Here is a 20,093-nt window from a genome sequence, read left to right as displayed (position 1 = left end):
CGAAGTGCATTTCTATTACGCCGTCCGGCGAGCAAACTCTTTCACTTTGAACCCGAGAATCGCCAGCGTCGCAAAGTAAGCCACGATCCCGACCACCACCACGGCAGTTAAGCGTAGCAGGCGATATGGCATGGTTCCCACCGACCATTCCGGCATCACGTACATCATACCGACCAGCGCTGCCGCCATGACGATCACCGAGACCACCAGACGCACCAGGAACATGCGCCAGCCCGGCTGTGGGGTGAATATTTTCTGTTTACGCAACTGCCAGTAGAGCAATGCGGCGTTAAGACAGGCCGCCAGACCAATCGACAGTGACAGCCCGGCGTGCTTAAGCGGACCAATAAACGCCAGGTTCATCACCTGGGTCATAATCAGCGTCACAATGGCGATTTTCACCGGTGTTTTAATGTCCTGGCGTGAATAGAAGCCGGGTGCCAGCACTTTGACCACAATCAGCCCCATCAGGCCAACGGAGTATGCCACCAGCGCGCGCTGGGTCATTGCTGCGTCAAAGGCGGTAAATTTGCCGTACTGGAACAGCGCCACGGTCAGTGGTTTTGCCAGAATCCCCAACGCCACTGCGCTTGGCAGCGCCAGCAGAAAGCACAAACGCAGTCCCCAATCCATCAAACGACAGTACTCATCATGGTTGCCGCTGGCGAAACTTTTTGACAGAGACGGCAGCAGGATTGTCCCCAACGCCACGCCCAGCACGCCGGAAGGGAACTCCATTAAACGATCGGCATAGTACATCCACGAGACGGAACCCGAGACCAGGAAAGAGGCGAAAATGGTGTTAATAATCAGAGAAATCTGACTCACCGAAACACCCAGAATAGCAGGACCCATCTGCTTAACCACACGTACCGCGCCCGCATCTTTCAGATTAATGCGTGGCAGCACCAGCATACCGATCTTCTTTAAATGCGGCAGCTGATAAGCCAGCTGCAGCACGCCGCCGACCGTGACCGCCCATGCCAGTGCCAGCACCGGTGGATTGAAATGTGGCGCAGCAAACAGCGCAAAGCCTATCATGCTGACGTTCAGGAACGTGGGCGCAAACGCGGGAACCGAGAAACGGTTCCAGGTATTCAAAATCGCCCCCACCAGCGAAGCCAACGAGATCAGCAGGATATAAGGGAAGGTAATGCGCAGCAGCTGCGTGGTGAGTGCGAATTTATCGGCGGTGTCAGCAAAACCGGGCGCGGTAATGGTGATCACCCACGGCGCGGCAATCATCCCCAGCACCGTCACCAGCGCCAGCGCTAGCGTCAATAGACCGGAGACATAAGAGACGAAGACGCGGGTTGCATCCTCACCCTGCTTACTTTTGTACTCGGCAAGAATGGGGACGAATGCCTGTGAGAACGCGCCTTCGGCAAAAATACGACGCAGAAGGTTAGGCAGCTTAAACGCCACGAAGAAGGCATCGGTTGCCATACCGGCACCGAATACCCTCGCCACAATCGCATCACGCGCAAAACCCAGCACGCGTGAAAACATGGTCATCGAGCTGACGGCTGCCAGCGATTTAAGTAGGTTCATTAATCTGTGATTCCACAACCCGGTTCAAAGCACTCATAAGTAGAGCGCTGAAAAAGTGGCGTTAGTCTACCGGGTTCGGGATGAATTGCTACTGCCAGTTGTTACAGCTGATGTGGGTTTTCAGCAGAACTTACCGACTGAGTGCGGGGTTCTGTTCACCTTTCGTCAGGCGATAGATGATGCCCCTTTTCCTGTGAACGGAAAACCGCACGCAGCCAATAGGAAACAGAGTTACTCGCGAATAGCCTCACGCCACAACCCTTCCACAATCCGCTGGGCATAAATCGCCTGCTCGCCCGCCGTATCTGGCACCGTTTGGTTTTGCACGCACTCAATAAAGTGCCGCGCACAGCCCGCAAAACCGCGCTGTTCAAGCGTAGTTTGCCAACCGGGAATCGGCTGAGTGACAATGCCGGCGCCGCGTTCTTCACGCCACTCACGCATGTCGGTCACCTCATAAAGTCCGCCGTCGGTCACGGCCTGCACCCACTCGCGCTGGCTACCGGCTCGGCGGTGCATGCTGGTGGTAATCTGCAGGCCGGGCTGGCTAAAGTGATGCTCCGCGTAGAACATACAGCCTTCATCGGTGGTTTGCAGCGTACCGCTAGTGAGCTTCGCCTTGCCATCTGCGAGCCACAGTGCGGTATCCACCACGTGCAAATAATCATCCAGCAGCGTAAAACGCAGATCGTTTGGCCCCACGCTGTCAGTACGATGCTTATCCATACGCAGCGAGGACATCTCCCCTGCCCGCTGTTTTAACTGCTGGTACAGCGGCGAGAATCGACGGTTAAAACCGACCATCAGAGTGAGATTTTTACGCGCAGCCAAAGCTACCAGACGTTCAGCGTCATCCAGTTTGTCAGCCAGCGGCTTATCAACACAGACATGGACGCCCGCATTGAGCAGTTCGCTGACCACGGCGTAATGAGAGGCTGTTGAACTGTGTACAAAGACCGCATCACACTGGGCCGCTAATGCGGCCAGGGAGTCGGCATAGGGCATACGAAAGGTTTCACAGACCCGCAGCGCCTTCTCTTTGCCCGGCGACCAGGCCGCCTGGAGCGTCCAGTCGGTTGCTGCGCTGAGTACCGGCAGCCAGGCTTTCTGAGCGATACCCCCCAGACCAACCACACCAATGCGAATTTTAGCCATCTGATTACTCCCCAAGGTGCGCCAGCAGTGAATCCAGACGCTGTTTTAACTCGGCAACCTCACCTTCCAGCGCTTCCACACGTGAACGCAGATCGTCATCAATCACCGGCGCATCGGGCTGGCCGGTTGCTATTGACTGCACATCAACCTCACCGCTAAACAGGTGCATATAGCGGCTTTCGCGTTTTCCTGGCTCGCGCGGCAAGCGGACCACAAACGGGCCATCTTCGCGAGTCGCGAGGCGCTCAAGGGTATTTTCAACTTCAGCCATATCGCTAAACTCGTGCATACGCTGAGCCCGGCCGCGAAGTTCACCCGGCGTTTGTGCGCCGCGCAGCAACAGAGTGGTCACCAGCGCCACTTCTGCGGTGGAGAGCTTCAGATCGCCAAATTCAGAATTACAAAAACGCTGTTCGTATTTAGTGACTCGATTACCAAAACCGCTGACCGTGCGCAGATAATGGCGTTTGACGAGCATATCGAGCTGATCCTGGACTTCCGCTTCGCTCAGCGTCATCACCGGTTCACGGTTAGTTTTCTGGTTGCAGGCCGTAACCACGCCGTTTATCGACAGGGGATACTGTTCGGGGGTCGTGACCTGTTTTTCCAACAGGCAGCCGATAACGCGGGCCTCAAGCGGGCTCAGTTGATATTTCATTGTTGTCTCCTTATCGACCAGCAGTCCATTGGGGGGTCGTCAACGCCGTGAGCACATGGTCGCGCCACTCGCCGTCAATCAACAAATAGTCTTTGGCATAGCCTTCTTTTTCAAAACCCAGTCGCGCCAGCAGGCCACCGCTGCGCTGATTGTGCGGCATGTAGTTGGCCATAATACGGTGAATATGCTGCGTGCGCTGCATATAGCGGATAGCGCTGGAAAGCGCTTCGTACATCATCCCCTGCCCCTGCCACTTTTGGCCGATAGAATAGCCGAGATAGCAGGCGTGGAACGAGCCGCGCACGACGTTGGAAAAGTTCGCCACGCCGATAATCTCTTTCTCTTCCGGATCGAGCAACGCGAAATAAAAAGCCGTTCCCTGCTTATGGAACTCATTAATCATCGACAGTCGCGCCTGCCAGCCCGAAGGATAGCAGTGACTGTCGTCGCGGACAGGTTCCCAGGGTTTTAAAAACTGCCGATTTTCGGCGTAATAATCCGCCAGACGCCAGGCATCCCGGTCATGAACCAGGCGCACAACCAGACGGTCTGTGGTCAATCTAATTTTCGGCACACTACTGCGATAGCCAAACATCTCACTACTCCCGTACCTAACCTATACCCTGGTCGCTTCACTATACCTGCACGACGGCAGCCAATGAAAACAACAATCTATTATTTTGCATTGTGATAAAAAACAGGTCTTGCTGGCAATACGTGAAACAGTGAAGGCGACCAGCAAAATGAAGATGTTTCTGGTCCTTTCTAACCTTTTGAGAAATGGGGGAAAAGCCAGATCGGTTATTTATTCAGCTGAACACCGTTTTTTTGCCATTTCGCGTCAAATAAAACCCCTTCAACTTTGCGAAAATTCGCGACCTGAGATTCTTGCTATATCGCTATCGTGTATTCTATGGCGACGACGCTGTATCAATATTTATTCCTATAAAGGCTCCATGATGGGTGAAATTAGTATTACCAAACTGTTAGTTGTCGTGGCATTGGTCGTTTTGCTGTTCGGCACCAAAAAACTGGCATCGCTCGGCAGTGATTTAGGTGCCGCGTTGAAAGGATTCAAAAAAGCGATCAACGATGACGCCATGAACAACGACGCCGATTTTCTGAATGAGAAAAAACCAGGTGAAAACCACGATAAATAGGATTATGTATTGCGGCTTTACCCGTGGCTAAATTCACCTGTACCGGGCGCTGCCTGCGATATAACATCGGCTCCCGGCATTCGATTTCACCTGACTGTGGCACTTTCAGCGTTTTCCGCTGTCTTAAACCTATTGCCAGCGTATGCTGCTTTTAGTCAGGATGAACACGATGCATCTCGTTGAGGAACTACATGAATAAATTGTTTGTCATTGCCGCCCTGATCGTCAGCGGTCTGGTTGTCGGCTGTAACCAGCTTACGCAGTATTCGGTCAGCGAGCAGGAAATTAATCAGGCGCTGCAAAAGCGTAATAATTTCTCCAAAGATATTGGGCTCCCCGGCGTCGCCGACGCGCACATCGTACTCAACAATCTCACCAGCGCGATTGGCCGTGAGGAACCGAATAAAATCACCCTTAGTGGTGATGCAAAGCTGGATCTGAACTCACTGTTTGGAAGCCAGAAAGCTAACATTGTCCTGACGCTTAAAGCGCTGCCGGTATTTAATCAGGAACAAGGCGCCATCTATTTGCAAGAGATGGAAGTTCAGGATGCTAAAGTGACACCGGAAAAAATGCAGTCCGTGGTTCAGACGCTTATTCCTTACCTGAACCAGTCCCTGCGCACCTACTTTAATAAACAGCCAGCCTATGTGCTAAGAGAAGACGCTAGCCAGGGTGAAGCATTGGCGAAAAAATATGCCAAAGGTATCGAAGTGAAGCCAGGGGAAATTATCATCCCGTTCACTAACTGATTCATCAGTAAGAATGCCCGGCCATCGCCGGGCATTTTTTTAGCTAAAAGAGATGCAAAGGAAAACGTTTACGCTTATCCTTAGTGCCCGGCAAAAATGACTGCAATCCCACCAGCCGGAGCCTCAAATGACCGCATTACCTCAAGTTGTGAAAATTCGCCGCCCAGACGACTGGCATATTCATCTTCGCGATGGCGAGATGCTGAAAACGGTGGTTCCCTACACCAGTGAACTGTATGGCCGCGCGATTATCATGCCGAATCTGGTTCCGCCAATCACCACCGTGGATGCGGCAATCGCCTACCGCCAGCGTATTCTCGATGCCGTACCCGCTGGACACGACTTTACCCCGCTGATGACCTGCTATCTCACCGATACGCTGGATCCTAACGAGCTTGAGCGTGGCTTTAACGAAGGCGTATTTACCGCCGCTAAGCTGTACCCGGCTAATGCTACCACCAACTCCAGCCACGGCGTGACCAGTACCGATGCCATCATGCCGGTCCTTGAGCGTATGGAAAAACTCGGCATGCCGCTGCTGGTTCACGGTGAAGTCACTCATGCGGATATCGATATCTTCGACCGCGAAGCGCGCTTTATTGATACCGTGATGGAACCATTACGCCAGCGTTTGCAGGGTCTGAAAGTGGTCTTTGAGCACATCACCACCAAGGACGCGGCGGAATATGTACGTGACGGTAACGAACTTATCGCTGCCACCATCACCCCGCAGCACCTGATGTTTAACCGTAACCACATGCTGGTTGGCGGTATCCGTCCGCATCTGTACTGCCTGCCAATCCTCAAGCGCAACGTTCACCAGCAAGCGCTGCGTGAACTGGTCGCCAGCGGCTTCACCCGCGCCTTCCTTGGCACCGATTCGGCACCGCATGCTCGCCATAATAAAGAAGCCAGCTGCGGCTGCGCCGGGTGCTTCAACGCCCCAACCGCGCTGGGCAGCTATGCTACGGTATTTGAGGAGATGAACGCGCTACAGCATCTGGAAGCGTTCTGTTCACTGAATGGACCACGCTTCTACGGCCTGCCGGTCAACGAAGGTTTTGTTGAGCTGGTACGCGAAGAGAGCCAGGTTGCTGAAAGCATTGCGCTGAGCGACGATACGCTGGTGCCATTCCTCGCAGGCGAAACGCTGCGCTGGTCGGTGAAAAAATAAAATCGCCCCTCTGTTGTAAAACCCTGATATTGACTGTATAAATATACAGTATACTACACAGGGGGCATTTATGCGTATTGAAGTCACTGTTGCAAAAACCACCGTGCTGCCCGCCGGTGCCTTAGACGCGCTGGCAGACGAACTTTCCCGCCGTATCAACAACCAGTTTCCCGACAGCGGAGGCAGCGTCAGCGTGCGCTACGCCGCAAACAACAACCTTTCCGTCATCGGTGGCATTAAAGAAGATAAAGACCGCATCACCGAAATCCTGCAAGAAACCTGGGAGAGCGCTGACGACTGGTTTATTACCGATTAACCCTTGTTCAAACATTGTGTTTTTGCCGGGTCGCCCCGGCTTTTTTTCATCTTTATCTGCTTGTTTTGCCCGCCTTTCATCCCCATATTTTACATTAGCCGCAAAAACAATGAGCAAAATGGTTGTTTATTGCGCAAACAACAACTGACTCAGGAATTTATGTTGCTTTTGATTTCAATTCTCGAGTATTTATTGAATTGTTGTATACTGATAAAGCTTCACAAAAAATTGCATTAAACCTCGAGAGTTGTTGCCTTTTAACACGTAAATAAGGGGTTATGATGGAAAAGAATAATGAAGTCATCCAGACCCATCCCCTCGTCGGATGGGACATCAGCACCGTAGATAGCTATGATGCGCTGATGTTGCGCCTGCACTACCAAGACCCCAATGAAGCGAGCAACAAAGAAGCAGAAGTTGGCCAAACGCTATGGTTAACGACGGACGTCGCACGTCAGTTTATTTCTATTCTGGAAGCCGGGATTGCCAAAATTGAATCTGGCGATTATCAGGTCAACGAGTATCGCAGGCATTAATGCCGATACTTTCCTCGAATTAAACGCCAACAGGCACCTGCGGGTGCCTTAATTATTTCCACGCTTGTATAACCACGGCGGCTTAATTACTCTACCTGTCTGTGTTTCGCGCCATATCATCGTGTCAGGAAAGACTATGCAATACGATCTTATTATTATTGGCAGCGGCTCTGTCGGCGCTGCGGCAGGTTATTACGCCCGAAAAGCGGGACTCAACGTCCTGATGACCGACGCCCATATGCCACCGCACCAGCAGGGTAGCCACCATGGGGATACGCGCCTGATGCGCCATGCCTACGGTGAAGGCGAAAAATATGTACCACTGGTTCTGCGCGCCCAGACATTATGGGACGAGCTTGCCGCCACCAGCGGCGAAGCGCTGTTTGAGCGCAGCGGCGTGGTTAATCTTGGCCCGGCCGACTCTCTTTTCCTCAAGACCGCTGCGCAAAGCGCCGCACAGTTCAACCTCCCCGTTGAGCACCTTGACGCCGCCGCCGTCATGAAACGCTGGCCAGAAATTACCGTCCCCAACGACTATCAAGCGCTTTTTGAGCCTGATTCTGGCGTTCTCAAAAGCGAACTGGCAGTCAAAACGCTGATTGCCATGGCCAAAGATGCCGGCTGTGCGCAACTGTTTAACTGCCCGGTCACCGCTATTCACAGCGATGCAGATGGTGTCACCATTGACACATCCGAGGGCAGCTGGCGCGGTAAAAAACTGCTGCTAACTGCTGGGACCTGGGTCAAACAGTTCTACCCTGAGCTACCGATTCAGCCTGTGCGTAAAGTGTTTGCCTGGTTCCAGGCCGACGGCCGCTACAGTAAAAAGAACAACTTCCCGGCCTTTACCGGCGAACTGCCAAACGGTGATCAGTTCTACGGTTTCCCGGCAGTGGAAAATGAGCTCAAAATTGGGAAACACAATGGTGGACAGATAATTAACAGCCCTGAAGAGCGTAAAGCGTTTGGCGCAGTCGCCACCGATGGCTCAGAAGCGTTTAGCTTCCTGCGACAAATTCTACCGGGCATCGGGGGTTGTCTGCACGGTGCCGCCTGTACTTACGATAACTCACCGGATGAAGATTTTATTATCGACACCCTGCCCGGCCAACCGAACGTCCTGTTTATCGGCGGCCTGAGCGGCCACGGTTTTAAATTTGCCACCGTGCTGGGAGAAATCGCCGCCCAGTTCGCGCAACAGCAGGCCCCGGCATTTGACTTGAGCCCTTTCGCGCTAAGCCGCTTTAATCACTAAAACAAAACGGCCCCGAATACACGGGGCCGTACAATTGAGAATGTTATGCGTCGCCTGTTCAACTACCTTGTCAACAACATCCGCGAACACCTAATGCTGTACCTGATGCTCTGGCTGCTGCTGGCGCTGATTGACATCGCCTATCTCTATTTCAGTTAGTTTCCGGCATTTTCCGGGTCGGGAATACCCAGTTTGGTATTGAGTCGACCGCGGGATTTATTGAAGATCTTATTGCCATTTTCTCGGCCCGCACGACGCAAACGCTGTTCTTCTTCCGGCAATTTATGCTCTTCCTGACAGGCTTCACTGCAGCAGCCATCAAATTTCGCCGCACAAGCCGGGCATTGGATAAACAGCAGATGGCAGCCGTCGTTTAAGCAGTTGGTGTGGCTATCGCACAGCGTGCCGCACTGGTGACAATGCGCAATAATTTCATCGGAAATGCGTTCGCCCATTCGCTCGTCAAAAACAAAGTTCTTACCAATGAATCGAACCGGCAGCCCCTGTTCACGCGCACGGCGAGCGTACTCAATAATGCCGCCTTCGATGTGCCAGACCTGCTTAAAGCCGTTGTACTTCATCCACGCGCTGGCTTTTTCACAGCGAATACCGCCTGTGCAGTACATCACGATTTTTTTATCTTTATGTTCCTGCATCATCTCAACGGCTTTCGGCAGCTGTTCGCGGAACGTATCTGCTGGGATCTCGAGCGCCTGGTCGAAATGGCCCACTTCATATTCGTAGTGGTTACGCATATCGATGAACACCGCATCCGGGTCGTCGAGCATCGCATTAACTTCCGCCGCTTTCAGATACTCGCCCACATCGCTGGCGTCAAAAGCAGGATCGTCAATTCCATCAGCAACAATACGCTCACGCACTTTCATACGCAGCACCCAGAACGATTTCCCGTCATCATCCAACGCAATGTTGAGACGCAGGTTTTTCAACGCCGGAGCGAAATTGTTCAGGCACTCACGCAGCGCATCCACCCGGCTTGCCGGTACGCTGATCTGTGCATTGATCCCTTCACGGGCTAAATAGACGCGGCCAAAAACATTGAGCGCTGACAGGGCAACGTACAGCGCATCACGCGTTGCTTTTGGATCAACAATGGTGAAATATTTATAGAATGAGATAGTGGTGCGTGGCTCGGTTTCCGCCAGCATCTGCGCTTTGAGCGTCTCATTCGAAATGCGGTTATGCAACACTGGCATGGTGTTCTTATCCTGCAAAATTGAATGGATGAATGGGTTTAATCATAAACGGGGCGCATGATATAGCAATCAGTGTTAATTTACATCCCCACATTTTGCGCTACATTTTCATCACCATTGTTTATGTTACGCAAAACAATCGTTTAATTTAGCGTCAGTCGACAGCGAGTTGTTTTGGATGCCCGATAAAAAGTGCAACAATAGAACCAGTTGCTTATAACAACAGGATAGTCATGACCCATTTACCTAAATTCACCTCTGCCTTGCTTCATCCCCGTTACTGGCCTTCATGGCTCGGTGTTGGGCTTCTCTGGCTGGTTGTGCAACTGCCGTATCCGATTCTTTATCGACTCGGCCACGGTCTGGGCAGACTGGCTATGCGCCTAATGAAGCGTCGCGCCAAAATCGCGTATCGCAATCTTGAGCTGTGTTTCCCGGAGATGAGCGAATCGGATCGTCACCAGATGGTGGTGAAGAATTTTGAATCGGTGGGAATGGGCGTGATTGAAACCGGCATTGCCTGGTTTTGGCCAACCTCACGAGTGAATCGTTGGATGGATGCCAGCGGCCTTGAGCATATACGTGAAGTACAGGACTCTGGGCGCGGCGTTTTGTTGATCGGTATTCATTTTCTGACACTCGAGATGGGCGCACGCATGTTCGGTATTCATAACCCCGGTATCGGCGTTTACCGCCCGAACGATAACCCGGTCATCGACCTGCTGCAAACCTGGGGCCGCATGCGCTCCAATAAAGACATGATTGACCGCAAAGATCTCAAAGGCATGGTTCGCGCGCTCAAAAATGGCGAAATTATCTGGTATGCCCCGGATCATGATTACGGCCCACGCGCCAGCGTATTTGCCCCATTATTTGCGGTCAAAGATGCGGCCACCACGTCAGGTACCTGGATGCTAGCGAAAATGTCAAAAGCCTGCGTTGTGCCCTTCGTTCCGCGCCGTAAACCAGACGGCAAGGGCTACGAGCTGATCATCCTGCCACCGGAGTGCAATCCGCCGCTCGATGATGCCGAAACCACCGCAACGTGGATGAATAAAATCGTTGAGCAGTGCATCATGATGGCGCCCGAGCAGTACATGTGGCTTCATCGCCGCTTTAAGACGCGGCCCGAAGGCGTCCCCTCCCGCTACTAGCTCTTCAAACGCGCAGCCACCGCTGCGCGTTTTAGTTTATGCGATAAGCACTTCCAGCATTGCAGCGATATGTACACAGGCGCATAATTAGCAGGCTTATATATACACTCTTTTTTGTCATACATTACCTGCGGAATCTTATGCAACCCACAGATGCCCCCATCAACTGGAAGCGCAATCTCGCCGTAGTCTGGCTCGGCTGCTTTTTAACCGGTGCCGCATTCAGCCTGGTGATGCCGTTCCTCCCTCTCTACGTGGAACAACTCGGTGTCACCGGCCATAGCGAACTCAATATGTGGTCCGGCCTGGTGTTTAGTATCACCTTCCTGTTCTCCGCGATTGCGTCCCCACTCTGGGGCGGCCTGGCTGACCGTAAGGGGCGTAAAATCATGCTGCTGCGCTCGGCGCTGGGCATGGGGATTGTGATGCTGTTGATGGGGCTGGCGCAGAATATCTGGCAATTTTTAGTGTTGCGCGCGCTGCTTGGGCTGTTGGGTGGTTTTATTCCGAATGCCAACGCGCTGATTGCCACGCAAATTCCACGGCATAAAAGCGGCTGGGCGCTGGGCACGCTATCCACAGGCGGGGTTAGCGGTGCGCTGTTAGGCCCGCTAGCGGGCGGGTTCCTGGCAGATAACTATGGCCTACGTCCGGTATTCTTTATGACCGCTGCGGTCTTGTTTATTTGCTTTATGTTGACGCTCTTCTTCATTCGCGAGCACTTCACGCCAGTGTCGAAAAAAGAGATGCTGCACGTCAAAGAGGTGTTTGGTTCACTGAAAAACCGCGAGCTGGTGTTAAGCCTGTTTGTCACGACCTTAATCATTCAGGTCGCCACCGGCTCCATTGCGCCAATTCTCACGCTGTATGTGCGCGATCTCGCAGGGAATATCAGCAATATTGCTTTTATCAGCGGCATGATTGCCTCGGTCCCCGGCGTCGCTGCACTATTGTGCGCACCGCGTTTAGGCAAACTGGGCGATCGCATCGGCCCGGAAAAAATCCTGATCGCAGCCCTTATTGTCTCCGTGCTGCTGCTGATCCCGATGTCGTTTGTGCAAACACCGTGGCAACTTGGCATTCTGCGGTTCCTGCTCGGTGCCGCCGATGGTGCGTTGCTGCCTGCCGTACAGACGCTGCTAGTCTATAACTCCAGCAATCAGATTGCCGGGCGCATCTTTAGCTACAACCAGTCATTTCGCGATATCGGTAACGTCACCGGCCCGCTGATTGGCGCTGCCGTCTCGGCAAATTACGGCTTCCGTGCGGTGTTTTGCGTTACCGCACTGGTCGTGCTCATCAACGCCGTTTATACCGGTCTGAGCCTGCGTCGCAGCCCTTCCCCTTCTCGCACCTGAATGCTCTCGCCCGGCGGCAAACGTAAATTCAAAGCCCCGGGCCTATACATGCGAAAACTTCAGCTATTATTTCCCTGAATACCCATCAAATTGCAGGGAGTTGAGATGACTTTATACGCCACCCTCGAAGAAGCTATTGATGCGGCACGCGAAATCTTCCTCGCCGATAATCCCGGTCTTGAAGAAGGTGACGCCGACGTACAGCAGTTCAATATGCAAAAGTACGTTCAACAAGACGGCGACATTATGTGGCAAGCCGAATTCTTTGCCGACGAAGACGAAGAAGGCGAATGCTTGCCGATGCTCAGCGGTGAAGCCGCGCAAAGCGTTTTTGACGGCGATTTCGATGAAGTTGAGCTGCGCCAGGAATGGATTGAAGAGAATACGCTGCACGAATGGGATGAGGGTGAGTATCAGCTTGAGCCCTCACTGGATACCGAAGAGGGCCAGACCGCTGCCGATGAATGGGATGAACGCTAGAGCTATTCGTAAGGCCCGTGGCTGGCATCAATCGGCAGCAACAGGGTATCGAAAACCAGCGAAAATGGCAGATCAAGGATGGTGACATAACGCCACGCGGAATCTCGCAGATCCCATTGCACGCCCGGGTAGTACTGATTACCGTGGCCCTGTCCCGGGATCGTCCGGCTGATAATGCTGCCGCATCCGCTGAGCACCATCACCATGGCGGCCACCAGGAGAGTTCGTATCACGTCATTCTTCCTCATTTAACAGACAAAAAAATACCGGCAGTGTTTGCCGGTATTTCCCTACGGCGACGATAAGCTCCGTGTATTCCCGACAGCGGCCGGGAACAGGGCTATTATCGCTATTTTGCTTTTAATGCCAATGGATTCAGCGTCAACTTATTGTATTCGCCCACCCACGAAGAGTATTTCTCCGGCGCAGACCAGACACGATAGTGCAGACGCGACAGCGTAACGGGATCGCTTAGCAGCACCAGACGGCGATCGCGGTTAAGTTTCTCCGGCAGATCGTTTAGCGCCTGTTCAACGTGGCGGTCACGGGCAATTTCCAGCACATGGCTACTGCGGTGACGAGCAGTCGCCATCGCCGTAGCCAACGCATTGAATGCTGGGTTGAACACCGCGTGCATAAAGCCGTCATCCAGAATACGTTCACGGTTAAGCTTCAGATAGCTCTCCGTATCCGCCAACACTTTCGGCGTATTGTACTCTTCTGGAATGAGGAACAGCTTCCAGCGCTTAGTGCGCAGACCGTTAGTTGCCCGACTCGACACCACCGACACGAAAGGTGACAGGATCAGCGAGAAGACAATCGGTGCCAGCCAGAACAGGAAACGCAGATCCAGCCATGCCATCCCAACTGCCCATACCAGGCCCAGCAGCATCTGAGAGCCGTGACGCATAAACGCTTCGCTCCACGGCGTAGAGTCATCGTCACGCTGCGGCGAGTTCCACACCACTTCCCAACCGAGGAACGCGCTGACCACAAACACGGTGTGGAACAGCATACGTACCGGGGCCAGCAGCACTGAGAACAGTACTTCCAGCAGCAGGGAAATCGTTACGCGAATAAAGCCGCCGTACTCTTTTGAGCCCTTGCACCACACCAGAATAATACTCAGCAGTTTCGGCAGGAACAGCAGCACCATGGTTGACGCGAACAGGGCAATCGCCAGTTCAGGACGCCATTGCGGCCATACCGGGAACAACTGACGCGGCTGCAGGAAGTACTGCGGCTCGGTCAGAGCATGAACCACCTGCAGCGCGGTCGACAGGGCCAGGAACATAAACCACAGCGGCGCGGAGAGATAGGACATCACACCCGTCAGGAACACCGCACGATGTACCGGGTGCATCCCTTTCACCAGGAACAGGCGGAAGTTCATCAGGTTACCCTGACACCAACGGCGGTCACGCTTGAGTTCATCCAGCAGGTTCGGCGGCAGTTCTTCATAAGAACCCGGCAGATCGTAGGCAATCCAAACTCCCCACCCTGCACGGCGCATCAGCGCGGCTTCAACGAAGTCGTGTGACAGAATCGACCCGGCGAAGTTACCGTCACCCGGCAGCGGTGCCAGCGCACAGTGCTCGATAAACGGCTTCACGCGGATGATCGCGTTATGGCCCCAGTAGTGGGATTCACCCAGTTGCCAGAAGTGCAGACCGGCGGTAAACAGTGGACCATAGACGCGCGTGGCAAACTGCTGGCAGCGAGCATACAGCGTATCCATCCCGGAAGCGCGCGGTGAAGACTGGATGATACCCGCATTCGGGTTCGCTTCCATCAAGCGCACCAGGTTGGTCAGACAGTCACCGGACATCACGGAGTCAGCGTCCAGCACCACCATGTAACTATACTGGTTACCCCAACGACGACAGAAGTCATCAATGTTACCGCTTTTACGCTTCACGCGACGACGACGACGACGGTAGAAAATCTGTCCTTCGCCCTGCACTTCCGCGATGAGCTCCATCCACGCTTTTTGCTCTGCAACGCAGATATCCGGGTTGTAGCTATCGCTCAGGATGTAAACATCGAAATGCTTTTCCTGACCGGTGGCTTTCACTGATTCCCAGGTTGCACGCAGGCCAGCGAAGACGCGAGAGACGTCTTCGTTACAGATAGGCATAATCAGCGCCGTCCGGTGTTCTGGATTCAGCGGCTCATCCCCCACCGTCGAGGCAGAAATACTGTATTTATCTCGGCCAATCAACAGCTGAAGGAAGCCCATCAGCGCGGTCCAGAAACCGGCCGATACCCAGCAGAACAGAACGGCGAACAGAATCAGAATTCCTGTTTGCAGCAGGTACGGCAGCAGCTGCATAAAGGAAAGCCAGACGTTTTGCCCAATCATGTCCGCTGGATTAATCAGCGCCCATCCCTGATAAGGCAGAATGGTTTTCATGTACCAGGTCGCGACCACGGTCTGAGCCAGCGTCAGGATCAGCAGCGTATAGCGGCGCAAAGAGCCCACCGTACGCCATTTGGCCTCATGCTCCTGCTCTTCTTTAGTCAGGCGAGAAAGATAGCGAGGCGTTACATCACGACCGCGCAGGCGATCCCAAAAACGGCCAACCGGGTTGGTACGCCATGGATCCGGGAACATAGAAGAACGCGTTGCCTTCGGCATCGCCTTAAGCTGAGTGCGCCCTTCGTCATCTTTGGTCAGTTGATCGCCGGCCAGAGAGTCGGGCCAGCTCTGTTCGAGCCGGGCCTTCACGGAGGCTAGCGGGGTGTCGTCATCACGAGAAAAAGTCTGATGTTCATCATCCAGAGCTTCATGAACGGCACGGAGATCCGTGCCGGGAAGCGCTGCTTTTTCAGTATCCGTAAGCGACAGTGCGTCGATATACTTCGTTGTGTTATTCATTTGCAGGCAGCTGATAGCTCCAGGTTTCACTCAGCGTCTGATCGGCGTTGACCAGGGCTGCGCGCATTTCAGTGGTTTTCTTCACATCTTTCACTTTCACGCGCAGCGTTAAGCGCCAACCTTTAGTGACCGGGTTGTAGCGAACGCTGTTTTCGACGATCTCACCGTTGTCGCCAATGCTGGCCTGCGCCGTTACCGGCGTATCCTGCGGCAGTTTACGCATTTCTGCGCCGGTAAAATCGACCACGAATGCCACCGTACCATCCGGCTGACGAATCAGATTGGACTGTTTCACATCACCAGTAGAACGACGGGTCTGCATAACATATGCGCTGTCCGCATCGTGCAGTTTATCTTCGTCACGGGTAAAGGTGATGGTGTACTTGTAGTTCATCTCTTTACCGGCTTCCGGCAGTTTGTCCGGGGTCCAGTAAGCAACGATGTTGTCGTTGGTTTCGTCGTTGGTTGGAATTTCAACCAGTTCCACGGTTCCTTTACCCCAATCGCCTTTTGGTGTGATCCAGGCGCTAGGACGCAGATCGTAGCGGTCGTCAAGATCTTCAAAATGAGAGAACTGACGGCCACGTTGCAGCAGGCCGAAACCTTGCGGGTTTTCAGTCGCGAAGCTGCTGACGGCAAGATGTTTAGGGTTGTTCAGCGGACGCCAAATCCACTCGTCATTACCGGCATGGATAGACAGGCCATTGGAGTCGTGGAGTTCAGGGCGGAAGTTAGTCGTCGGCGACGGCTGGTTTGGCCCAAACAGGAACATGCTGGTCAACGGTGCGACGCCCAGTTTACCCACTTTATCGCGCAGGTAGATTTTGGTCTGGACATCAACCACGGTATCGCGGCCAGGCATCACGACGAAACGATAGGCTCCGGTCGCACGTGGGGAGTCCAGTAGCGCATAAATAGTCAAACGCTTGTCGTTGGCTTTCGGACGCTCAATCCAGTATTCGCGGAAACGCGGGAACTCTTCGCCAGATGGCAGCGCGGTATCGATAGCCAGACCACGCGCAGACAAACCGTAAACCTGCCCCTGACCGAGAACGCGGAAATAACTCGCGCCGAGCATGCTAACGATTTCGTCATTTTTATCTTTGCTATTCAGTGGGTAAAGTACTTTAAAGCCCGCGAAACCAAGATCTTTCACGGTATCTTTGTCGTGCTGAACATCACCGAAGGTGAAATAGTCCGGGCTGTACTTAATTTTACGCACAGAAGTCGCCGTGACTTCATTGATGGTCACCGGCGTGTCGAAATACATACCCTGATGGTAAAACTCAAGCTTAAATGGGGTCTTTATTTTGCTCCAGTATGCCTTATCGTGATTGAACTGGATTTGCTGGTAGTCCGCATATTTCATATCACGGAAAACGGATGGCAGGTTGCTTTTCGGCGCTTCATAGCCCTTATCAGCCAGCGATTTAGCCTGCTTAGCAACGTCATCAATACTGAATGCCCATGCAGATGAGGTACATAGGGATAACATTACGGCTGCGCCTAACCAACGCAGTTTCATCATCTGTGGTGTATGTTTCATATAGCTAAGCACTTCCCCCTTTGTGTGCTTAAATCGATCCGATCCATTTTACTGGAAATTCAAGCAATCCGACAACATAATCCCCATATTGTTCAGCGCAGTGGCTTATGGATTAAGCAACTGTTAACCGCACTTTGCACTTTGCGTGCTTATCCTGGAGACAGGTAACCAGAGTTAGTGTAGGGTGCCAACGAATGTAATCTTTATCGTCTGGCAGCGTAAGACGATTAGTCTGAGAATCGTACCTAACCCTATGAATAACAAACCCGCGCAGCGTGAATACTTCCTCGACTCCATTCGGGCCTGGCTGATGCTCCTGGGGATCCCTTTTCACATATCCCTACTCTATTCCAGCCATACCTGGCACATGAACAGTGAGGCGCCGTCATGGTGGTTAACGCTGTTCAACGATTTTATTCACGCCTTTCGCATGCAGGTATTCTTTGTTATCTCTGGCTATTTTTCCTATATGCTTTTTTTGCGCTATCCGCTCAAAAAATGGTGGAAAGTTCGCGTTGAGCGCGTGGGCATCCCTCTTCTGACCGCCATTCCGCTTCTGACGCTGCCGCAATTCTTAATGCTGCAATATGTAAAGGGTAAGACGGAAACCTGGCATACGCTCACTTTCTATCAAAAATATAATACGCTGGCCTGGGAGCTGGTGTCGCACCTGTGGTTTTTACTGGTTCTGGTTGTTCTCACCACCATCGGTATTCTGGCGTTTCGCCTGATGCGTCGTCGCCAAATGCGCCGTAAAAAGGATCTTTTCGATAGTATGTCGATGGGTAAGCTGACGCTGATGTTCCTGCTATTGGGTATCGTCTATGCAGCGATTCGTCGCACGATTTTCCTGCTTTATCCGCCAATTCTGAGCGACGGATTATTTAACTTTGTCGTCATGCAGACGCTTTTCTATATCCCCTTCTTTATTCTCGGCGCGCTGGCCTTTATTCATCCGCGACTGAAAGCATTGTTCACCACCCCGTCGCCCTGGTGCATGTTTGCGGCGCTTCTTGGGTTCATTGCCTATCTGGCCAACCAGCGTTACGGTTCTGGCGATGCCTGGATGTATGAAACGGAATATGTGATCACGATGGTGCTGGGCGTGTGGATGGTTAATGTGGTCTTTTCGTTTGGTCACCGCCTGCTGAACTTCCAGTCTGCTCGGGTGACCTACTTCGTGAATGCGTCTTTATTTATCTATCTGGTGCATCATCCGTTAACGCTGTTCTTTGGTGCCTGGATCATGCCCAGCATCAGCTCAAATGCGCTGGGCTTCCTGACCGGGTTACTGTTTGTGGTGGGCTGCGCCATCGTGCTCTATGAGATTCATCTGCGCATCCCTGTGCTACGTTTTCTCTTCTCTGGCAAGCCTCAGCAGAAAGCGGCTAAGGCTGAAACACCCGTCACTAAGTATTAGCATCATTGGCCAGACTCGGGATCCGGGTTTGGCCAAGCTGCTGCTGATATAACTGCAACGTCTCATCATCGAAGCAGACAAAATAGACAATTTCAGGAAGGCTACGGCGTGTTAGAAAAGCAGCAACCGTGTTGACCGCGATCTCCGCAGCCGCCGCGTGGGGGTAACCATAGGCGCCCGTTGAAATAGCCGGGAACGCAAGGGTGCGGTAACCATTATCAAGCGCCAACTGCAGGCTATTACGATAAGCCTGCTCTAACAGCGAAGCCTCATGCTCCCCTCCCCCCTGCCAGACCGGCCCTACAGTATGAATAACCGCTTTCGCCTTCAAATCCCCCGCATGGGTGATCACGGCGTGCCCCGGTGGGCAAGTGCCCTGCTGCTGACGTACAACCGCGCAAGCCTCCTGTAGCGAGGGGCCTGCTGCACGGTGGATGGCGCCGTCAACACCGCCACCACCCATCAGTGAAGGGTTGGCGGCATTGACAATAACATCCACGTCAAGGCGGGTGATATCGCCTTGCAGCAGCTGAATTCGTTCGGTCATGCTTACTATCCTCTGTCTAAGAAGAACATATTGTCTACCATAGACAACGCTGACCGCAATTTCGTTTCGGACTATTTGTATTCGACGTTCAGTATTGCCAGTTTTTTCGCCCGGTCCACCCACTGTAAATGGGCTGTGCTCATGTCATTAGAAATAACATCACCCCGAACCAGCGCACTGATAGGGATAGCCTGTTCAGTCCTGCCAATTTTATCGTTATAGCAGTTAACATGAACTTGTTTTGGCGATGCTTGATATGCGCAAGGCGTTTCAACAATCTGCCCAACAAAGTGGATAACACCACTGTTAGCAGCAAGGGCATAGATCGAACTTAACGCGAGGAAGGAAAGGATAGAAATCAAACTGCGGATGATTGTTTGCATGGCAACTCCCAGTGAATTTAAGGTGTCTGGAATAGCGCACGGTTCCGTAGTGCATCTCTGGCTCACATTCTGTAAACATTGCATTTACATTAATGACGTTAGACGGCTTTTATGTTTCCTGCATACGGAGCCTATTGATAAGCCATCTACTTTCTATTCTCGGCAGTCTTTGCGATCTCTTTATTCATTTCGTGAAAGAAAAAGGCCGTAATGCGCAGATTACGGCCTTCTCATCTTTTTAAACTCATTGTGACTACATTACCTATACATCTGAACCATTAACGGAAGTTACAGCCTGCAGCACCCGGTTGGTTACATTTCGCCCCGTCTGATGTGCCTGAAACAGGACTACTGCTAAAGAAACCACCGCGAACTGTGGTTGGCGTCACGCTTGGTGCTCCATTAAACGAAACTACACCAACACCACTATTGCCACCGCTGTTGTTGACGCCGCCATTATTACCACTACCGTTGTTACCACCACCGCTATTACCACCACCATTGTTGCCGCCGCCATTGTTGCCACCGCCATTGCTGTCTCTTATACACATCT

At 52.7% G+C, this 20,093-nt stretch carries 22 protein-coding genes; 11 read left to right on the top strand and 11 right to left on the bottom strand.

The window, feature by feature from the left end:
• Positions 1-15 precede the first annotated feature (15 nt).
• The 4 genes from murJ to rimJ form a co-directional block, all read right to left on the bottom strand.
• Positions 16-1,551, bottom strand: a complete 1,536-nt coding sequence (murJ, locus tag KP80_RS20895) for a murein biosynthesis integral membrane protein MurJ (RefSeq protein WP_052285565.1) — start codon at positions 1,549-1,551, stop codon at positions 16-18.
• A gap of 231 nt (positions 1,552-1,782) precedes the next feature.
• Positions 1,783-2,706, bottom strand: a complete 924-nt coding sequence (locus KP80_RS20890) for a Gfo/Idh/MocA family protein (RefSeq protein ID WP_052285564.1) — start codon at positions 2,704-2,706, stop codon at positions 1,783-1,785.
• Positions 2,707-2,710: 4 nt separating this feature from the next.
• Positions 2,711-3,364: a YceH family protein gene (locus KP80_RS20885; protein ID WP_052285563.1), complete on the bottom strand. Its 654-nt coding sequence runs from the start codon at positions 3,362-3,364 to the stop codon at positions 2,711-2,713.
• Positions 3,365-3,374: 10 nt separating this feature from the next.
• Positions 3,375-3,959: a ribosomal protein S5-alanine N-acetyltransferase gene (gene rimJ, locus KP80_RS20880; RefSeq protein WP_052285562.1), complete on the bottom strand. Its 585-nt coding sequence runs from the start codon at positions 3,957-3,959 to the stop codon at positions 3,375-3,377.
• A gap of 364 nt (positions 3,960-4,323) precedes the next feature.
• Here rimJ and tatE point away from each other — a divergent pair, with 364 nt between their 5' ends.
• From tatE to KP80_RS22745, 7 genes are all read left to right on the top strand, one after another.
• Complete coding sequence (tatE, locus tag KP80_RS20875; protein WP_052285561.1) at positions 4,324-4,524, top strand: twin-arginine translocase subunit TatE; 201 nt, start codon at positions 4,324-4,326, stop codon at positions 4,522-4,524.
• Positions 4,525-4,715: 191 nt separating this feature from the next.
• Positions 4,716-5,276 (top strand): lipoprotein, encoded by a 561-nt coding sequence (locus KP80_RS20870; RefSeq protein ID WP_052285560.1) that lies wholly within the window; start codon positions 4,716-4,718, stop codon positions 5,274-5,276.
• Between the two features lie 127 nt (positions 5,277-5,403).
• Positions 5,404-6,450, top strand: a complete 1,047-nt coding sequence (pyrC, locus tag KP80_RS20865) for a dihydroorotase (protein WP_052285559.1) — start codon at positions 5,404-5,406, stop codon at positions 6,448-6,450.
• A gap of 70 nt (positions 6,451-6,520) precedes the next feature.
• A complete protein-coding gene (gene dinI / locus KP80_RS20860; protein ID WP_052285558.1) occupies positions 6,521-6,766 on the top strand; it encodes a DNA damage-inducible protein I in 246 nt (81 codons plus the stop codon).
• Between the two features lie 281 nt (positions 6,767-7,047).
• A complete protein-coding gene (bssS, locus tag KP80_RS20855; protein WP_052285557.1) occupies positions 7,048-7,302 on the top strand; it encodes a biofilm formation regulator BssS in 255 nt (84 codons plus the stop codon).
• A 136-nt stretch (positions 7,303-7,438) separates the two neighbouring features.
• Positions 7,439-8,557 (top strand): N-methyl-L-tryptophan oxidase, encoded by a 1,119-nt coding sequence (gene solA, locus KP80_RS20850; RefSeq protein ID WP_052285556.1) that lies wholly within the window; start codon positions 7,439-7,441, stop codon positions 8,555-8,557.
• A 45-nt stretch (positions 8,558-8,602) separates the two neighbouring features.
• Positions 8,603-8,716 carry a DUF2770 family protein gene (locus tag KP80_RS22745; protein ID WP_072129182.1) on the top strand — a complete coding sequence of 38 codons (114 nt, stop codon included), beginning with the start codon at positions 8,603-8,605 and terminating at the stop codon, positions 8,714-8,716.
• On the opposite strand, the gene KP80_RS20845 is transcribed toward KP80_RS22745, so the two are convergent.
• On the bottom strand, positions 8,713-9,774 hold the full coding sequence (locus tag KP80_RS20845) for a rhodanese-related sulfurtransferase (RefSeq protein ID WP_052285555.1): 1,062 nt from the start codon (positions 9,772-9,774) through the stop codon (positions 8,713-8,715). The two genes, KP80_RS22745 and KP80_RS20845, sit on opposite strands and share 4 nt — an antisense overlap.
• Before the next feature lie 233 nt (positions 9,775-10,007).
• Between KP80_RS20845 and KP80_RS20840 the strand changes: the two genes are divergently transcribed.
• From KP80_RS20840 to KP80_RS20830, 3 genes are all read left to right on the top strand, one after another.
• Complete coding sequence (locus KP80_RS20840; RefSeq protein ID WP_052285554.1) at positions 10,008-10,928, top strand: Kdo(2)-lipid IV(A) acyltransferase; 921 nt, start codon at positions 10,008-10,010, stop codon at positions 10,926-10,928.
• A gap of 140 nt (positions 10,929-11,068) precedes the next feature.
• On the top strand, positions 11,069-12,286 hold the full coding sequence (gene mdtG, locus KP80_RS20835) for a multidrug efflux MFS transporter MdtG (RefSeq protein WP_052285553.1): 1,218 nt from the start codon (positions 11,069-11,071) through the stop codon (positions 12,284-12,286).
• Between the two features lie 105 nt (positions 12,287-12,391).
• Positions 12,392-12,766, top strand: coding sequence for a MysB family protein (locus tag KP80_RS20830; RefSeq protein WP_052285552.1), 375 nt, complete (start codon positions 12,392-12,394; stop codon positions 12,764-12,766).
• A gap of 2 nt (positions 12,767-12,768) precedes the next feature.
• Here KP80_RS20830 and KP80_RS20825 read toward each other — a convergent pair whose 3' ends face one another.
• From KP80_RS20825 to mdoG, 3 genes are all read right to left on the bottom strand, one after another.
• Entirely contained in the window at positions 12,769-12,996 is a 228-nt protein-coding gene (locus tag KP80_RS20825) for a YceK/YidQ family lipoprotein (protein WP_072129184.1), read from the bottom strand.
• Between the two features lie 119 nt (positions 12,997-13,115).
• Positions 13,116-15,644, bottom strand: coding sequence for a glucans biosynthesis glucosyltransferase MdoH (gene mdoH, locus KP80_RS20820; protein ID WP_052285550.1), 2,529 nt, complete (start codon positions 15,642-15,644; stop codon positions 13,116-13,118).
• The gene (mdoG, locus tag KP80_RS20815) at positions 15,637-17,172 is read right to left on the bottom strand and encodes a glucans biosynthesis protein MdoG (protein ID WP_156315709.1); all 1,536 of its coding nucleotides are present in this window, start codon (positions 17,170-17,172) and stop codon (positions 15,637-15,639) included. Before mdoG ends, mdoH begins: the two co-directional genes overlap by 8 nt.
• Before the next feature lie 271 nt (positions 17,173-17,443).
• Here mdoG and mdoC point away from each other — a divergent pair, with 271 nt between their 5' ends.
• Complete coding sequence (gene mdoC / locus KP80_RS20810; RefSeq protein WP_052285548.1) at positions 17,444-18,610, top strand: glucans biosynthesis protein MdoC; 1,167 nt, start codon at positions 17,444-17,446, stop codon at positions 18,608-18,610.
• On the opposite strand, the gene ymdB is transcribed toward mdoC, so the two are convergent.
• The 3 genes from ymdB to KP80_RS23370 all read right to left on the bottom strand — a co-directional run.
• Positions 18,600-19,157: an O-acetyl-ADP-ribose deacetylase gene (gene ymdB / locus KP80_RS20805; RefSeq protein WP_052285547.1), complete on the bottom strand. Its 558-nt coding sequence runs from the start codon at positions 19,155-19,157 to the stop codon at positions 18,600-18,602. The genes mdoC and ymdB overlap by 11 nt on opposite strands.
• A 71-nt stretch (positions 19,158-19,228) precedes the next feature.
• Positions 19,229-19,540, bottom strand: a complete 312-nt coding sequence (locus KP80_RS20800; protein ID WP_052285546.1) for a hypothetical protein — start codon at positions 19,538-19,540, stop codon at positions 19,229-19,231.
• 278 nt (positions 19,541-19,818) lie between these two features.
• The coding region (locus KP80_RS23370; RefSeq protein WP_231625942.1) for a hypothetical protein at positions 19,819-20,093 on the bottom strand (275 nt) is incomplete at its 5' end.

This window comes from Kluyvera genomosp. 1 (assembly GCF_001266615.1).
Classification (GTDB): Bacteria; Pseudomonadota; Gammaproteobacteria; order Enterobacterales; family Enterobacteriaceae; genus Kluyvera; species Kluyvera cryocrescens_A.
The sequence above is the reverse complement of the archived record's forward strand: the minus strand, read 5'-3'. Positions and strand labels throughout refer to the sequence as shown.

What these genes read in the sequence shown, in the direction of transcription:
- tatE (WP_052285561.1), top strand. Translation starts at nt 4,324, where the DNA reads ATGGGTGAAATTAGTATTACCAAACTGTTAGTTGTCGTGGCATTGGTC.
- mdoC (WP_052285548.1), top strand. Translation starts at nt 17,444, where the DNA reads ATGAATAACAAACCCGCGCAGCGTGAATACTTCCTCGACTCCATTCGG.
- dinI (WP_052285558.1), top strand. Translation starts at nt 6,521, where the DNA reads ATGCGTATTGAAGTCACTGTTGCAAAAACCACCGTGCTGCCCGCCGGT.
- KP80_RS20840 (WP_052285554.1), top strand. Translation starts at nt 10,008, where the DNA reads ATGACCCATTTACCTAAATTCACCTCTGCCTTGCTTCATCCCCGTTAC.
- KP80_RS20890 (WP_052285564.1), bottom strand. Translation starts at nt 2,706, where the DNA reads ATGGCTAAAATTCGCATTGGTGTGGTTGGTCTGGGGGGTATCGCTCAG.
- murJ (WP_052285565.1), bottom strand. Translation starts at nt 1,551, where the DNA reads ATGAACCTACTTAAATCGCTGGCAGCCGTCAGCTCGATGACCATGTTT.
- KP80_RS20870 (WP_052285560.1), top strand. Translation starts at nt 4,716, where the DNA reads ATGAATAAATTGTTTGTCATTGCCGCCCTGATCGTCAGCGGTCTGGTT.
- mdtG (WP_052285553.1), top strand. Translation starts at nt 11,069, where the DNA reads ATGCAACCCACAGATGCCCCCATCAACTGGAAGCGCAATCTCGCCGTA.
- pyrC (WP_052285559.1), top strand. Translation starts at nt 5,404, where the DNA reads ATGACCGCATTACCTCAAGTTGTGAAAATTCGCCGCCCAGACGACTGG.
- KP80_RS22745 (WP_072129182.1), top strand. Translation starts at nt 8,603, where the DNA reads ATGCGTCGCCTGTTCAACTACCTTGTCAACAACATCCGCGAACACCTA.
- KP80_RS20800 (WP_052285546.1), bottom strand. Translation starts at nt 19,540, where the DNA reads ATGCAAACAATCATCCGCAGTTTGATTTCTATCCTTTCCTTCCTCGCG.
- KP80_RS20845 (WP_052285555.1), bottom strand. Translation starts at nt 9,774, where the DNA reads ATGCCAGTGTTGCATAACCGCATTTCGAATGAGACGCTCAAAGCGCAG.
- mdoH (WP_052285550.1), bottom strand. Translation starts at nt 15,644, where the DNA reads ATGAATAACACAACGAAGTATATCGACGCACTGTCGCTTACGGATACT.
- ymdB (WP_052285547.1), bottom strand. Translation starts at nt 19,157, where the DNA reads ATGACCGAACGAATTCAGCTGCTGCAAGGCGATATCACCCGCCTTGAC.
- bssS (WP_052285557.1), top strand. Translation starts at nt 7,048, where the DNA reads ATGGAAAAGAATAATGAAGTCATCCAGACCCATCCCCTCGTCGGATGG.
- KP80_RS20885 (WP_052285563.1), bottom strand. Translation starts at nt 3,364, where the DNA reads ATGAAATATCAACTGAGCCCGCTTGAGGCCCGCGTTATCGGCTGCCTG.
- solA (WP_052285556.1), top strand. Translation starts at nt 7,439, where the DNA reads ATGCAATACGATCTTATTATTATTGGCAGCGGCTCTGTCGGCGCTGCG.
- mdoG (WP_156315709.1), bottom strand. Translation starts at nt 17,172, where the DNA reads ATGATGAAACTGCGTTGGTTAGGCGCAGCCGTAATGTTATCCCTATGT.
- rimJ (WP_052285562.1), bottom strand. Translation starts at nt 3,959, where the DNA reads ATGTTTGGCTATCGCAGTAGTGTGCCGAAAATTAGATTGACCACAGAC.
- KP80_RS20830 (WP_052285552.1), top strand. Translation starts at nt 12,392, where the DNA reads ATGACTTTATACGCCACCCTCGAAGAAGCTATTGATGCGGCACGCGAA.